This window comes from Candidatus Enterococcus avicola (genome assembly GCF_047470845.1).
Taxonomy (GTDB): domain Bacteria; phylum Bacillota; class Bacilli; order Lactobacillales; family Enterococcaceae; genus Enterococcus_D; species Enterococcus_D casseliflavus.
This window is the reverse complement of the sequence record NZ_JBLGTY010000005.1, coordinates 65,112-79,128: the sequence shown is the minus strand read 5'-3', so window position 1 is coordinate 79,128 and position 14,017 is coordinate 65,112. Positions and strand designations below refer to the sequence as shown.

Below are 14,017 nucleotides of genomic sequence, written 5' to 3'. Positions count from 1 at the left end.
TCCTTTTTACAATAATTGATAGCCATTGTACAGATTGATCAATAACACCAGCACGATCACAGTTTGAAATACCAGTGTCACTCGCTGCGGTGACAGGACGTTGCTGGCCTTGGCGCCTAATAGTCCTCCCACGATCGCGGCTGGAATAACAAACCACAAAATTTGCAGATCATACGCACCAAAACCTGTCGAAAAAGCGATCGTCAAAATTTTTGCCAGCTGTGAGAAAAAAATCGTACAAATTGAATAAATCGTCGCCTCTTTGATCGGCATGGCAAACAGCAGCATCAATAAAGAAACATTGATGGGTCCGCCGCCGATCCCCAGCAAACTGGCTAGAAAGCCGAGAATCAAGCCACAAGCTGCATACCAGCCGACTTTTTCCAGCGCAAACCCACGCCAGTTATATTTTGTATACAAAAAAGCAAACAATAGTGTTAGCACGGTCACAAGGATTTGGATCAGCTGAACCATCTTGTCATCTCGAAAGACCAGCAATAACCGTTCAAAGGCAACATTGCCTAAAACACCGCCTAACACAGCGCCGCCAGAAACCCACAAGGCAATCGACCAATTGATTTTCCGTCCACTGGCTAATTGTCTAGCTGTCGAAACGATGGACATCGTGAAGACCGCTGTCGCCGAGTAAAAAGAGATCGCAGCAACAGAATGGGCGCCGATAAAATCGAAAATCGGTTTGATCAGCACGCCGCCCCCCATGCCCGAAACTGCCCCTACGGCATTTGCTAAGACGATCACGAGAAAATAAATCAGTCCGATCATTGTCTCACCCCTTGCAAAAGCCCCAGTATCTCATTGATTCTAGGTGTGAAGTCTTTTAACAGCTCCTGATAACCGCAAAAACCCTCACTATCCACGTACATTGCATCTTTCATTCGTTTACAGCCTCCTCGGCACATTTTTTGGAAAGGACATTGCGTACACTTCGAAGGCATGTCTTTTTTCTGGCACAAAAACTGCTGCGAACAGTCTTGAGAAAACAATTCCCGTAACGTTTGCTCTTGGATATAGCCCATGCGAAACTCATCTAATACATAAAAGTCACAAGGATAGACACTGCCGTCGGCTTCGATCACATACTGCACTTGGCAATTGCCTAGAATCCCGCAGGCAGTTACTTGCTGCCGCACCAATAGATTCAGTAAATCATCGAACAGCTTGATACTTAGGTAGCGCCCTTGCTTCAATTCCTGCAGCCAAAACGCCAACAGCTGCTGATAAAAGCCAGCAAAGCTTCTTGGTGTCAAGGCATAGTCGTTGGTTGATGTGGCATCCAAATCAGCCAAACAAGGAATGAATTGCACAAAGGCAATCTGCTCTTCCTTGAGAAAGTCAAACACACGCTGGGCTTCCTTTGCTAACGGATTTGTCAACACGCACAAGACATTGTACTCGATCTGATAGGCATCCAATAACCGCTTGGTCTGTAAAACCCTAGCAAAGGTCCCCCGCCCTTTGGCGTCTAATCGATGCCGATCGTGCGCAAGCGGATGCCCATCGATCGACAGCCCGACTAAAAAGCGATGCTCTTTCAAAAAACGACACCACTTGTCATTGATCACCATGCCGTTGGTCTGGATCGCATAGTGTACTGTCACTTGCTTTTTTTGCGCCGCAACATAAGCCGTTAGTTTTCTAAAATAACTCAGCCCCGCCATCGTCGGCTCTCCGCCTTGAAATGCCAACGTCAAATGATCGCCAGCTTCTAAGTCTACATAAATGTTTGCAATCATCTTTTCCATTACATCCTCTTTCATTTTGCCAAAGGAACGCACTTCGCGCAAGGAACTGACGTTAGCATAAAAGCAATAGGTGCAGCGCAGATTGCAAAGAGAGGATGCTGGCTTGATCAATACGGAGATGTGTTTCATGTGGAGGCCTCGATTCTTTTTTTACTTATTTAGCGTTTGTCCCGTTTCATCGGAACAAAATCAGTCGTTTCCATATAAAAACGAGTAACGCGTTGTTTCATTTTCTCGACAATTTCGGCGTATTCTTTTTCTAGCGCCAAGTTTTTGATTTCCATTGGGTCTTTTTCCAAATCATATAATTCGTCATGCTCATAAAGACGCATCACATATTTATAGTTTCCCATCTTGCACATAACTGCTTTTGTATGTTCCGGACCTTCGCTATACTGTGTCGCAAGCCGCGGCCAATACGGAGATTTCGGTCCATGCCCCAGCTCCATCGCTTGTGTCTCGCCATGAATGCGTCCGCCTTCGCAAAAAACAGCATCTTTGTGCTCTTCGGCTCCTTCGATCACAGGAACCAATGATTTTCCAAATTGTGTATAGGAAAGATCGAACTCAGCCAGTTCGGCGATCGTTGCTGGTAAATCTAGCAGTTCCGCTTGTGCTTTGGTGATTCGCGGCACACTTTCAATCGTTTTAGCAGGTTTGATGACCAATGGGACATTCGTGATCGGCTCTTCAAAACAGTTTTGGACTTTTTCAGTGATCGTGTAGTCACCAGTATAGTCTCCATGGTCACTGAAAACAATGAGGTTTGTTTCATCATAAAAGCCTGTTTCACGCAGCTTCTCTTTGATCATGCCCAGTTGATGATCAAAACGCGAAACCATTGCTAAATAGGTAGCTCGTAATTCATCAAAACGCTCTTCTGTCCAACCGTTCAAATTCTGTTTCTCATTGATGCCATACAGCATTGAGGCTTTGTTAGGAATATCTTTGATATTCGGCCGGCGTTTCGGCAGTTTCTGACGATCAATACTCGAATACCATGGATCTTCGCAAGCATAGGGTGGATGCGGGAATGAGATCGTACAATAAACGAAAAATGGTTTGTCTGTCTTTTCCTGACTGCGGCGTTCAAGATAGTCCAACGCCTTTTTCACACAATTCCAGTCCGTTTTGCCATAGCCCTCACTGTCTGGTAATTTTCCCATATAAAATGAATAATACGTATCTCCTGAAAGCATCTGGTCGTACAGCTGTTTACTGGCTTCGTTCATATCAGCAGAATGATTGACTTCACTATTTTGAGCATCCCGAGTGTTTTCGTCTACCACACCGTCATAATATTCATCACAATAGTCTGTTTTTGGTTTATCACCTGGAACCACATCATTTCTGCCGATCCAGATGACTTCATAGCCTTGATTCTTCATTTCTTTCAAAATATTGGGTTCATCTTCTCTTTGCAAATAGTGCATCGTTCGATGCCCATTGACATGTGGATAAAAACCTGTCAGAAAACTATTTCTAGAAGGCACACAGACAGGGTTTTGGCAGTAGGCATTTTCAAATGAAACCCCTTCTTCTGCCAGTTCATCAAAGTTAGGGGTGATTGATGCGGGATTCCCCATATGTGCGAGTGCGTCATTTCTCATCTGATCTGCTACGAATAAAAAGATATTTTTTTTCAACTTGTCTTTCCTCCTAACCAATGACCGTTAATAAGGTATCTTGTTTTTCAACATCTTGTTTGTCTGTTTCAACAATATCTAGGTAATCCGCCGTGTTTGAAATAATAATCGGTGTCACGATGGAATAGCCTTCTTTTTCCAATGCGTCTTTATCAAAACTCAAAAGTAATTGTCCCTTCGTTACTGAGTCTCCTTGGGCAACGGCTGGTTGGAAATACTGTCCTTTCAAATTCACTGTATCCATCCCTACATGAATCAGAACTTCAACACCATCTGCGGTCGTGATTCCCACAGCATGATTTGTCGGAAAAAGTGTTGAAACGATTCCATCTGCTGGTGCATAGACCATTCCTTCTGACGGAATGACAGCTAATCCCTTCCCTAACAATCCACTGGAAAACGCTTCGTCTTTTACTTCTTTTAGTGGGATGATCGTTCCTCTAACTGGTGTTGCTAAATCATAGAGAACAGTTTGTCCAAGTTCATGATTCAGTGTCGATGGCTCCACGTTTTTTTCCTGAGTTCCTTCACTAGTTGGTTCGTCATCACTTTTAGGATTATAGGCATAAAAGAACGTGATCAAAAATCCTAATGCAAAGGCAACGGCACTAGCTAAGGCAAACCCGATAAAGCTGTTATCAATGCCATTTTCTGGGTGAATAAATCGTGGTAAAGCGAAAATACCTGTCCCACCATTGATATAGACTCTCGTTTTGAACAATCCCATGATTCCTCCTGCAACAGCGACTGCGATGGAGGTAGTATAAAATGCTTTTTTCCTTGGTAAGGTTACCCCATACAGTGCCGGCTCCGTGATACCAAAGATTGCCGAAAGAAAAGCAGGGAAGGCAATTTCTTTTAATTTTTTGTTTCTAGTTTTCAAAAAGATTGCGAGGGTGACTCCCGCCATCGCCACAGGTGTTGCCAGACCAGCCATCATCACGACATCGTACCCTAGTGTGGCATAGTTGTTCAAAGCGATCGGCACAAAGCCCCAATGCAGGCCAAACATAATGAAGACTTGCCAAAATCCACCGATAACAATACCCGCGATAATCGGACTAAACTCGTAAGCAGCTGACAATGCTTGCCCTAATAATAATCCTGCCCAAGTAGTAATCGGTCCAACGATTAGAAAGACTAATGGCACTGTGATGATCAAGGTCAGAAAAGAAACAAAGAAACTCCGCACTGCTCGTGGAATCAATAAAGAAAAGAAAGCTTCTAGTTTTGATGCCAAATAAGTAGCTGCAATAATCGGGATCACGCTTGAAGTATAGCTCATCAATATAACAGGGATTCCAAGAAAAGTAATATAGATTGGAGATTCTAAGACAGAACCTGCAAATAAGGTATACATCGCTTCGCTTCCGCCATTTGCTGCTACGATCGTCGGATAAACTAATGCTGCCCCGATCGCCATTCCGATAAAGGGTTTACCCCCAAATTTTTTCGAAGCAGTGTACCCTAGAAAGAGTGGGAAGAAATAAAACAATCCATCCCCTGTCGCATTTAAAATCAAATACGTCCCTGATGCTTTATCCAGCACTTCAAATGTTGTCAATAAAGCAAGTAACCCTTTGATCATCCCTGCTGCCATCAAGACATTGATGATCGGTGTAAAAATACCAGCGACAATATCGATAAATCGGTTTAAAATACCTTTTGGTTCTTCCTCTTGCCCAGAAGTTTCTTCCGTATTCATATCGATCATGTCCGTAAATTCTTTGTAAACTTCTCCTACGTGATTTCCGATAACTACTTGATATTGTCCCCCACTTTGGACGACGGTGACAACCCCCGGCAAATTTTTGATCGTTTGGGTCTGGGCTTTTGATTCATCTTTAAGTTTAAACCGAAGACGGGTAATACAATGCGTCAATCCAGCAATGTTTTCTTTTCCGCCGATATTCTTTAAAATTTGTTCATTCAATTCTTGGTATTGCATCTCATTCATTCCTTTCTCTACTATACAACCAATAAAAAAGGCAAGACCAAACAACACTACATTTCTTGTAGCCTTGTCAAGTCTTGCCTGCTTTACCAGTAACACCTTGAATTATTGATCGATCAATTTTTGTACATGAAGCGTTAAATACAATTGTTCATCGTCATATAATGTTTTATTTAAATATTCGCCAATCAAACGGGTGGTTTCATAGGCTTTAGGATATTTATCAATCACGTGGACTAACAGAGGATTCCCGACGCCTTCAACGATTTCCTTGTTTTCAATCCGTTTAAAAAAGAATCTCAAATGGGTGACGAAGCGATCGAAAGCTAAACTATTCTCATCAATGTGCACACGATTGTGAATACGAATAAGTGAAATAATGTCTTTGATTTTTTGTGTCAGCAATTCGATATCTTCCATCTTCTCTGAATCGTCATTGATTTGCGCATTAATAAAATGCATGGCGATATTACTGATCTCTGCCTCATTTAGGGAGAATTGCGTTTTGCTTTCAATCAATCGAACCGCATGCTCTCCTACTGCATACTCGTTGGGATAGAAACGCTTGATTTCCCAAGTCAAGCGATTGTTGATGCTGATCCCTTCTTCTTTCAAGCGAATCAAATTATAGATGTGATCCGTCAAAGAGATGTAAATGGAATCACTTAATTGGTAGGAAATGACTTGCTTTCCATAACGGATAATATCATCCGCAAGAGACGCATATTGGATTGGAATATTCTCTAGCAATTCCATCAAACGATCAGAGGATTTCTTATGAAGCACAAACACTTTTTCAATTTTTGATTCATCGGCGGTTTGTCCTGGTTTCATTTTGAAGCCAAGGCCGGTACCGATCCAGATAAAATCTTTGCCATCTTGTCCGACCAAAACTGCATTGTTGTTTAAGATTTTTTTGATCTTCAAGACGCTTCTCACCTCCTTAAAATGAAAAAAGGCGATACCTTAATACATGTGTAGGATCCATACACACGTAAAAAGGTATAGCCTGCATTATCAGTAACTACCCATTTGATTGCCTTTACTATACTATTTTTCTAGAAACGTTGCAAGCGTTTTATTGATTTTTCTTTTTTTTTGCTTCGTTTCAAATAGACACGGATCAGCCTTTCTCCAAACTGCTCACTGATCCAACAACCGGCTTTGCCCTTCGATTTTTTGGATCTTTGTAATGTCTTGCGTGACTTCTAGACAACCTAAATAGATGCCTGCTTCATTTTTTAATGCAAAGTAGCGAATATAGATTTTACGGCCCCGCATATCGATCCAAAATTCTGCTGTCTCCCTGGTACCCGCTCGAAAATCATCCAAAATCTGTTGCACGAGATGCATGCTTTTCGGTGGATGGCAGTTGACGACTTCACGACCTAAAACCGAATTCGTTCGTGGAAAGACGCGACTCTTGCCTTCTGAATAAAAGCGCACCCGCTCTTCACTATCTACAAAGGTCAAGTCCACTGGCAACGTTTGAAAAATGGCCACCAATTGCTCAAATTGCAGATTACCAGTAGGCAATGAAACGGTCGGCTGTTCAGCAATTTGCGGCGAATCTTCCGGTTCTGTGACTTGAAAGTCATTGAATCCTAAACCGGCTGCGATGCCAGCGGTTGTTTCTTGGGCTTGTTTGATCGCCGCTTGCCGTGCGGGTTCTGCCGCCAGTTCCTTTTCAAGGGATTCTTGGCTCGGTTTCCAAGGAAGCGGTTCTGGGATAAAGGCAAAGCCGATGTCAAAACTGTCAGCCGCAATTTGTTCCCAATCTTTAAGACTGAAGACATCCAGCGTCATGGGCACCATGATTTCTTCTTCTTTGAAAATCATCTCTTCGATCTCGTTTTTGACTGCTTCCCATTGGACAGCAATTGGATTATAGGCAGCTTTTTCGGATGCCAAAAGCTCATTGAGCGCTTTGATCATAACCCGAATATCATCATCAACACCCCACATCACTTTTGGCGGCGCAGTGATGCCGTACTTCTCCATGTAAGAAAAAATCAACGTTTCTTTTCGCGCATAGTGTTTGTCAATCTGCATTAAATCATTGCAGGCAGCTTGTAGACGCTTTTTAGGCGTCCAATCACCGGTTTTGATTTTGGCTAAGAGGCTGTCGATCTCATCGGTCAACAAGGATTGCAGGACTTGGTTCTCCAATTTAAGGGTATGAACAGGATGGCCTGGTTGCCCATATTCTTCATTGGAGTCATGGATCTCATTGATCGATCCTTTGAAAACAGCAGCATGAATATTGCACAAACGCTGAATCTCAGAAGGGTCCAACCCCGTTTGGATCAAAGCTTTTTCAGCAGCAGTGATCTCCGTCACATCCACACCATCAAATTCTTCGTTAAACAAGCGTTTAGCCTCTTCAAAGGAACCGCCTTGGTGAAGCAAACTCAGTATTTCGACGATCCGTTCTTGTCTTTGACTGTTAGTTTTCATTTCGTCGCTCCTTTCACAAGAAACCCTTGCTTTTCGAAAGCGAGACAAACCATTTCCAAGGGGATCTTCTTCATCTGAGCACCTTTGGGTATCGTCATATAACGTCCAGCAATTTGCAGCATCCCTGGTTGATTGATCGCCGTAAACCCTAGTTGACTCATGATTTCTTGTATTTCAGGGTATTGTGCCACAAGTTCATAGAGCGTTTTTGACAGATCGATTTCTTTCATAGTAAGGTCTTCCTTTCAGTGAGAATGATTCTCAATAAGATATCCTTAGTATAAATCATTTTGTTCAAAAATACACGAACTGCCGCAAACATTCATCAATCGATCATTTTTTTCTAAGATTGTCGGTAACGGCACACCACTTTTTCCAACAAATCGATACTGGCAAAAAGCAGATAGCCCATCAAAGCAATCAGGAGGATACCCGAAAGCATTTGTGGGTAGTCCATTTTTGACCACGCACTTAAGATCAGATAGCCGACACCATACGTCGTGTTATAATTTTCGGCAAAAAAGAGGGAAGCCAACGCGATCCCGATACTGACCCGCACACTGGCAAAAAGCGCGGGCATGAGCGCGGGCAAAATAACGAAGCGCAAGACATGGCGCCATTGGTTGGTATAATTTTTCATGACCTGAAAATACGCTGGTGGGATCTTCGTGACTGCATCACGAATCGAGACGATCACTTGAATGACGATCACCGCAAAAATCAAGAGAATTTTTGAGAGATTGCCTAAGCCAAAGAAAATCATAAAGACGGGTAAAAACGCAACTTTAGGAATCGGATATAAAAAGTAAAGCAGTGGACCAAGCAGCCGATCCACTCTTTGGGATCGCCCAATCAAGATTCCTAACGGCACCCCGACTAGCAACGCCCCACTCAACGCCGCAAATACCCGCAGCAAACTGGCACCTGCGTGGATCAGTAAGACTTCTCGCAGTGCCCAAAAACGTTCGGCCGTTTCTAAAGGATTAGGCAGTGAGCGATTGTTGGTCACCCAGCTTACGCCCCACCAAACCACGACAAACGAACAGAAGCCCCAAGCAAAAGATTTGATGGGTTTCATTGCCTCGCCTCCCTCATTTGTTCTTTCAACTGCAAGACGACTTCATAAAAAGCCAACGAATCTCGTTCCTGCTGGCTGCCGTAAAATGGATTACTGATCGGCGTAACGCCCTGATCTTTTAGCAGCAAAATCGTCTGCCCCAAAAACACTGCCTCTTCTGGATCGTGGGTCACCACGATCAAGCTGTTTTGTCTGCGCTGCTGTTGGGCAGCGATCATGGCTTGGGCGTTTGCTTTGGTTTCTTGGTCCAGCGAAGCAGTCGGCTCATCCAATAATAAAACATCGGGCTGTGTGATCAGCCCCCGCCCCATGGCGGCCCGCTGTTTTTGACCGCCGCTAAGCTGATGCGGATAGCGGTCCTGCACCTGCGTCAATCCCAACTCAGCCAAACAGCTGGCGACCCGTTTTTTACGGCGCTCACTAGGGGTTTGATTGATAATCAGCGGCATTTCCAGTGCTTGGTAGACTGTTTGCCAAGGAAACAAATGCAGTTCTTGGAAAACGACCTCGATGTTGTCAGGGGAACAGCCTTGGTAAGTGATCGTGCCCGATTGCGGTCGCTGCAACCCTTTGATCAAGGATAAAAGCGTGCTTTTGCCAATCCCCGATTCTCCCAGCAGCACATAAGTCGCGCCTTGTTCAAAACAAAACGAAAGGTTTTTAAAAATGGCGGTGTCTCCATAGGTAAAGGAAACGGAATCGAATAGAATACTCATCAGAGAATAAACTTCTTTCTTCAAATTATTTGTGTTGGTTTTCACATTTTATGCTATACTATTTTTTGCGTGATTGACAAGAAAGGATGGTTTATGATGTTTCAGACCCTCGTATTTCATGAAATACGTCCCGAAGCAGAACTTTATGATCAGGTCCGCCCGATCAAAGTCGCAGACGGGTATCAAGATGCCTTGCCTCTGCCCTTATTCAATAGCACTTCTCATTTTAAACAACAAATCGACTTTTTGAAAGCAGAAAATTACCATACGTTGACCCTTGCAGAAGTCAAAGATTTTTATTTCCAGCAGCAGCCGCTACCAGAAAAATCCGTGTTGCTGACCTTTGACGACTGCTATCAATCGATGAAAGAATATGCCTACCCACTGTTGAAAGAAGCTGGTTTCAAGGCAACAGCCTTTGTCGTGACTGGCTGGCTTTTTGATGCCCCTCAGCCTTACGAGCCAGAAGTTTCGCGGACATTGAGCGGCTCCGAATTAGCCGAAATGAGCGATGTCTTCGAGTATGCCAACCATACCGATCATTTTCACGAACGCAAGGACCAGCAAGGGCGTTCAATGTGGGAAACACCAGCAGCCTTTGCGCAAGACTTACGAAGCTGCAATCAGCACGTGGCCATCAAGGATGTTTTTGCCTATCCCTTTGGTTTTTATGATCCGCAGACGATCGCTACCTTGGAAAAGGAAGGCTTTGTTCTAGCATTTACCACCAAACCAGGTATCAACACGGCACAAACCAAGCCAATGGAACTCCATCGGGCAGTCATCCCGTTCTCACTACCAATGGCTGCTTTTGAACAACGATTTAGAAACGAGGAAATGAACCAATGAAAAAAACGATTTTAGCAAGTATCCTAGCACTATTCGCTGTTGGCGCTGCCGCATGCGGTAACACTGGCGAAACAGCAAGTACCAGCAATTCCAGCACTAGCAGTACAGAAGCTGCGGTCACAGATCAACCATTGACGATCGGGGTGTTACCAGCTGAATCAGCGATTCCGATCATTCTAGCAAAAGAAGAAGGCTTTTTCGAAAAGCAAGGATTGACTGTGGAACTCAAATCCTTCACTTCCCCGAATGACCGCAATGTGGCGGTGCAGGCAGGCGAGCTGGATGGTACCATCAGCGATGTCATGACAGAAGCGACCTTTAAGCAAAACGGCATCGATATGACGATCACTTCTGATATTTTGGAAAACTTCAAGATTCTCGCTTCACCGAATTCAGGGATCACTGAGATGAAAGGGTTAGCGGATAAAAAAATCACCCTTGTACCGAATTTCATTTTAGAATACATCATGGACCAATTTGCACAGGAAAATGATTTTACCTATGACATCGTGGATATCGCTTCTTTTTCTGCCCGTTCCGAAGCATTGCTCAATGACCAAGTCGATGGCGCTGTTTATACGGAACCGCAAGCCAGCATGTTGGCTGCCCAAGGGGCGATTGTTTTAGGCAGCTCTAAAGATGCTGGCATCAAAGGCGGCACACTGCAATTTATGGACGAAGTTATCCAAAATCGCCCGCAAGACCTAAAAGCATTCTACACTGCTTACAACGAAGCCATCGATTACATGAATGCTCATTCAGCAAAAGACTATGCCGACATCTTGGCAGACTATCAATTTCCCGATGCTATGAGTACTTACTTAGACAGCCAGGAAGACTATCCGTATGCCCAGGCAGTGCCGCAAGAGCAATTCGACGCAATCATTGCTTGGACGAAAGACAAGGGTCAAATCGACCAAGCGTATTCTTACAACGAGTTGACCAATTTCGATTTTTTACCCGCTGACGAATAAGAAACAACAAAAAAGACGCATTTGCGTCTTTTTTTGTTGTTTCACTTCTTTTTGATACTCTTTTTTGCTCGTGGCAAGAAATTCAGGTATACTTTTGACAAATCAGCTGCCAGGAAAGGATTTGATGCAATGCCAATGATTGCGGTTTATGCCGACCAGAAAGAAGATACTTGGGAAGCACACTTGACTCACCAGTTAAAAATAAATGAAGAAAGAACCCAGGCTCATCAAACATTCCATAACGAACCTTTAACGATCGACGAATACTTCTTTACAGAAGATTCTGCCCCTTTTCATACGAATCAAGCCGTCAGGCAGCAATTAGCAAGCAATGGCCGCAGCTGTCTGCCACTCGTTTATGTCGACGATCAGCTATTTTGCCACGGTCGCTTGCCAACGATCCGTGAATGGGAACAATTGACGAAATCTGGGATCACTGTGCAATTTGATGAGTAGCAGCCACTGTTTTCTTCGCCAGACAAAACAACGCACCACGAGCCAATCATAAGCGTTTAGTTCTCCCCCTTCGCGGCAACTGCGTCGGTAACGCCTTTTTCTTCTTCCGTTAAACTTCGTTCGCTGATTTTAAAGAATGGATAGTAGATCGCCACACTAATCAGTAAGGAAGCGATACTCCAAAGAACAGCAGGGATATTGCCGCCGGTTGCAAGGTAAGTATTGATAAAGGGCGGTGTGGTCCACGGTGGATTGAACATGATTCGCCCAATGACATTGGTGACCGACAAGAAATACGTTCCGACACATAATACAAGGGGGGTCAGGATGAAAGGAATCATCATAATAGGGTTCATCACGATCGGAAACCCAAAAATGATTGGCTCATTGATACAAAAAATAGCAGAGGGCAAAGCCATCTTCCCTAGGGAACGATAGGCTTTTTTCTTTGAAACTAACATGTTGATGATCAGCCCCAGTGTTGAACCAGTGCCTCCATAGCACAAAAACATGATATAAAACCCGCCTGCAAAAATGTTCGGTAACGGTTCGCCTGCAGTGTAGGCTTCGGTATTGGCTGCTAATAAAGCTAGAAAAATCGGATCGCCGATACTCCCCATCACATTGCTGCCATGAATCCCTAAACACCAAAGCAACAAAATCAAAAAGGTATACAACAGCATCCCAGGCAATGTGTTTAGACCAACTGCCAGCGGTGAAAAGATGGCTTGCACGAATTGATTGACATTAAATTCCAATAAGACCCGAATCACCCAGGCACCCGTGATGATGGCAGCTCCGGGAAGCAAGACCGAAAAACTCTTGGCAACTGCGGGCGGCACTTCTGCTGGCATCCGAATCACTAAGCGGTGCTTGAGAAAAAAGCGATGGATCACTACTGTCGCAATCGCCGTGACGATTCCTGTAAACAGACCAGACGCCCCCAAAGAAGCTGGATCGATCGTCCATTCTTCCCCCGCCTGCAGCAGCAAAAACGCGCAGACTGCCAACACGACAGAACCGATCCGATCGATCTCATACGAAGCCGCCAAATAGTAGGCGATCCCGATACAAGCGGCCAGTCCCAAAATTCCAAATGTAAAATTGCTGGCGGCGCCTAGTTTGACGCCAAATTCCCCGACAAACTCGGTCCAGCCAGGAAAAGGCAGATTGGCTAAAATCAAAAAGAGACTGCCGATTATCGTCAGCGGCATCGTAACGGCGACTCCGTTGCGCACGGCAACTAAAAACCGATTTTCACTGATCCTAACCAATTTTGGTGCAAAATTTTCCTGAAACCCTTCAATCAACCGATTCATCCTGTCTCCTCCTACTAAATATCTCGCTTTTTTAATAAGAGTAGCATAAAAAACGCTTTCTGCATTTTTAGAACACTCGACGCCTTCCCAATTCCAAGAATACTACTGGCTAACTGTTTCTTTGCCAAATGGGTAAAGCCGCTGCCAAATCACGTTCCTTCGACCAAGCGATAGCACCTGACAGCAAAAAGAAACTAATGACCGTCCCTTCCCTCACCGCTAGCGGTAAGCCCAAACTGATCGCTAGCAAGAGTGCCCCCGAAATACAGACTGCATCAACGCCATAACGGTACTGCTTAAATGTCCAACGACTGCGTTGCGCCAGCAAATGACACCAGTGCTCGATTGGAAATTTCAAGACCTGCAACCGTAGGACTTGCCCCGTCGCCGTTCCAGAAATCAAGATCCCACCGATCAAAGCAGCTAGTTGGCTCCAATAATTCGTCAAGTGCAGTGATGCCAAGAAGTAGTAAACAAAGCCATTGATCAAATAGCCGAATGCCAGCAAAGCGAAAAACATAATCAAGTACTCACTGCCTTTTTGTTTGAGGGATGTCTGCCGCCGATCCAATAGCCAACAGGCAGCTAAAAAGCCCAAGTTGATGGCTGTTGTGATGGTGCCGACTTTGATTCCTGACATCGTTGCCAGCGTAACATTCAAGGCATTAAAACTACTGACCCCAACGCTTGCTTTAATGGTCAAGCTGATCCCGAATGCACTCAGCCCATAAAAAATCCCTGATCCTATCCATTGCTTTTTATTCATTTTTTCTCCCACACTTTCTTTTTTGCTTTTCTAAGTATG

General features: G+C 44.3%; 14 protein-coding genes. 3 read left to right on the top strand and 11 right to left on the bottom strand.

Annotated features, from left to right (window positions below; translation table 11 throughout):
* Positions 1-6 precede the first annotated feature (6 nt).
* The 9 genes from ACI3E5_RS06630 to ACI3E5_RS06590 all read right to left on the bottom strand — a co-directional run bounded on the left by ACI3E5_RS06630 (position 7) and on the right by ACI3E5_RS06590 (position 9,614).
* A complete protein-coding gene (locus tag ACI3E5_RS06630) occupies positions 7-783 on the bottom strand; it encodes a sulfite exporter TauE/SafE family protein (RefSeq protein ID WP_010747752.1) in 777 nt (258 codons plus the stop codon).
* Positions 780-1,892, bottom strand: a complete 1,113-nt coding sequence (locus tag ACI3E5_RS06625) for a radical SAM/SPASM domain-containing protein (protein ID WP_010747751.1) — start codon at positions 1,890-1,892, stop codon at positions 780-782. The genes ACI3E5_RS06630 and ACI3E5_RS06625 overlap by 4 nt, the downstream gene beginning before the upstream one ends.
* A gap of 29 nt (positions 1,893-1,921) precedes the next feature.
* Complete coding sequence (locus ACI3E5_RS06620; protein ID WP_010747750.1) at positions 1,922-3,409, bottom strand: sulfatase family protein; 1,488 nt, start codon at positions 3,407-3,409, stop codon at positions 1,922-1,924.
* A 13-nt stretch (positions 3,410-3,422) separates the two neighbouring features.
* A complete protein-coding gene (locus ACI3E5_RS06615; RefSeq protein ID WP_010747749.1) occupies positions 3,423-5,357 on the bottom strand; it encodes a beta-glucoside-specific PTS transporter subunit IIABC in 1,935 nt (644 codons plus the stop codon).
* A gap of 111 nt (positions 5,358-5,468) precedes the next feature.
* Positions 5,469-6,290 (bottom strand): PRD domain-containing protein, encoded by an 822-nt coding sequence (locus tag ACI3E5_RS06610; RefSeq protein WP_010747748.1) that lies wholly within the window; start codon positions 6,288-6,290, stop codon positions 5,469-5,471.
* A gap of 216 nt (positions 6,291-6,506) precedes the next feature.
* Positions 6,507-7,820: a DUF438 domain-containing protein gene (locus tag ACI3E5_RS06605; protein ID WP_010747747.1), complete on the bottom strand. Its 1,314-nt coding sequence runs from the start codon at positions 7,818-7,820 to the stop codon at positions 6,507-6,509.
* On the bottom strand, positions 7,817-8,050 hold the full coding sequence (locus tag ACI3E5_RS06600) for a DUF1858 domain-containing protein (RefSeq protein WP_262119114.1): 234 nt from the start codon (positions 8,048-8,050) through the stop codon (positions 7,817-7,819). The genes ACI3E5_RS06605 and ACI3E5_RS06600 overlap by 4 nt, the downstream gene beginning before the upstream one ends.
* 113 nt (positions 8,051-8,163) lie before the next feature.
* Positions 8,164-8,898, bottom strand: a complete 735-nt coding sequence (locus tag ACI3E5_RS06595; RefSeq protein WP_010747745.1) for an ABC transporter permease — start codon at positions 8,896-8,898, stop codon at positions 8,164-8,166.
* Positions 8,895-9,614, bottom strand: a complete 720-nt coding sequence (locus tag ACI3E5_RS06590; RefSeq protein ID WP_010747744.1) for an ABC transporter ATP-binding protein — start codon at positions 9,612-9,614, stop codon at positions 8,895-8,897. Before ACI3E5_RS06590 ends, ACI3E5_RS06595 begins: the two co-directional genes overlap by 4 nt.
* 96 nt (positions 9,615-9,710) lie before the next feature.
* Here ACI3E5_RS06590 and ACI3E5_RS06585 point away from each other — a divergent pair, with 96 nt between their 5' ends.
* Genes ACI3E5_RS06585 through ACI3E5_RS06575 form a run of 3 tightly spaced genes read left to right on the top strand, consistent with a single transcriptional unit; the run spans position 9,711 to position 11,893 of the window.
* Positions 9,711-10,463 (top strand): polysaccharide deacetylase family protein, encoded by a 753-nt coding sequence (locus ACI3E5_RS06585; RefSeq protein WP_010747743.1) that lies wholly within the window; start codon positions 9,711-9,713, stop codon positions 10,461-10,463.
* Positions 10,460-11,437 carry an ABC transporter substrate-binding protein gene (locus ACI3E5_RS06580; RefSeq protein ID WP_010747742.1) on the top strand — a complete coding sequence of 326 codons (978 nt, stop codon included), beginning with the start codon at positions 10,460-10,462 and terminating at the stop codon, positions 11,435-11,437. The genes ACI3E5_RS06585 and ACI3E5_RS06580 overlap by 4 nt, the downstream gene beginning before the upstream one ends.
* A gap of 51 nt (positions 11,438-11,488) precedes the next feature.
* On the top strand, positions 11,489-11,893 hold the full coding sequence (locus ACI3E5_RS06575; RefSeq protein WP_034695728.1) for an arsenic metallochaperone ArsD family protein: 405 nt from the start codon (positions 11,489-11,491) through the stop codon (positions 11,891-11,893).
* A gap of 56 nt (positions 11,894-11,949) precedes the next feature.
* On the opposite strand, the gene ACI3E5_RS06570 is transcribed toward ACI3E5_RS06575, so the two are convergent.
* Positions 11,950-13,212 carry a PTS sugar transporter subunit IIC gene (locus ACI3E5_RS06570; protein ID WP_010747740.1) on the bottom strand — a complete coding sequence of 421 codons (1,263 nt, stop codon included), beginning with the start codon at positions 13,210-13,212 and terminating at the stop codon, positions 11,950-11,952.
* Between the two features lie 109 nt (positions 13,213-13,321).
* Positions 13,322-13,978 carry a YczE/YyaS/YitT family protein gene (locus ACI3E5_RS06565; protein WP_010747739.1) on the bottom strand — a complete coding sequence of 219 codons (657 nt, stop codon included), beginning with the start codon at positions 13,976-13,978 and terminating at the stop codon, positions 13,322-13,324.
* Between the last annotated feature and the right edge of the window lie 39 nt (positions 13,979-14,017).

Bases quoted from the DNA above. Each gene is read 5' to 3' on its own strand.
- ACI3E5_RS06605 (WP_010747747.1), bottom strand. From the start codon at position 7,820: ATGAAAACTAACAGTCAAAGACAAGAACGGATCGTCGAAATACTGAGT.
- ACI3E5_RS06615 (WP_010747749.1), bottom strand. From the start codon at position 5,357: ATGCAATACCAAGAATTGAATGAACAAATTTTAAAGAATATCGGCGGA.
- ACI3E5_RS06595 (WP_010747745.1), bottom strand. From the start codon at position 8,898: ATGAAACCCATCAAATCTTTTGCTTGGGGCTTCTGTTCGTTTGTCGTG.
- ACI3E5_RS06585 (WP_010747743.1), top strand. From the start codon at position 9,711: ATGTTTCAGACCCTCGTATTTCATGAAATACGTCCCGAAGCAGAACTT.
- ACI3E5_RS06630 (WP_010747752.1), bottom strand. From the start codon at position 783: ATGATCGGACTGATTTATTTTCTCGTGATCGTCTTAGCAAATGCCGTA.
- ACI3E5_RS06570 (WP_010747740.1), bottom strand. From the start codon at position 13,212: ATGAATCGGTTGATTGAAGGGTTTCAGGAAAATTTTGCACCAAAATTG.
- ACI3E5_RS06625 (WP_010747751.1), bottom strand. From the start codon at position 1,892: ATGAAACACATCTCCGTATTGATCAAGCCAGCATCCTCTCTTTGCAAT.
- ACI3E5_RS06600 (WP_262119114.1), bottom strand. From the start codon at position 8,050: ATGAAAGAAATCGATCTGTCAAAAACGCTCTATGAACTTGTGGCACAA.
- ACI3E5_RS06580 (WP_010747742.1), top strand. From the start codon at position 10,460: ATGAAAAAAACGATTTTAGCAAGTATCCTAGCACTATTCGCTGTTGGC.
- ACI3E5_RS06590 (WP_010747744.1), bottom strand. From the start codon at position 9,614: ATGAGTATTCTATTCGATTCCGTTTCCTTTACCTATGGAGACACCGCC.
- ACI3E5_RS06565 (WP_010747739.1), bottom strand. From the start codon at position 13,978: ATGAATAAAAAGCAATGGATAGGATCAGGGATTTTTTATGGGCTGAGT.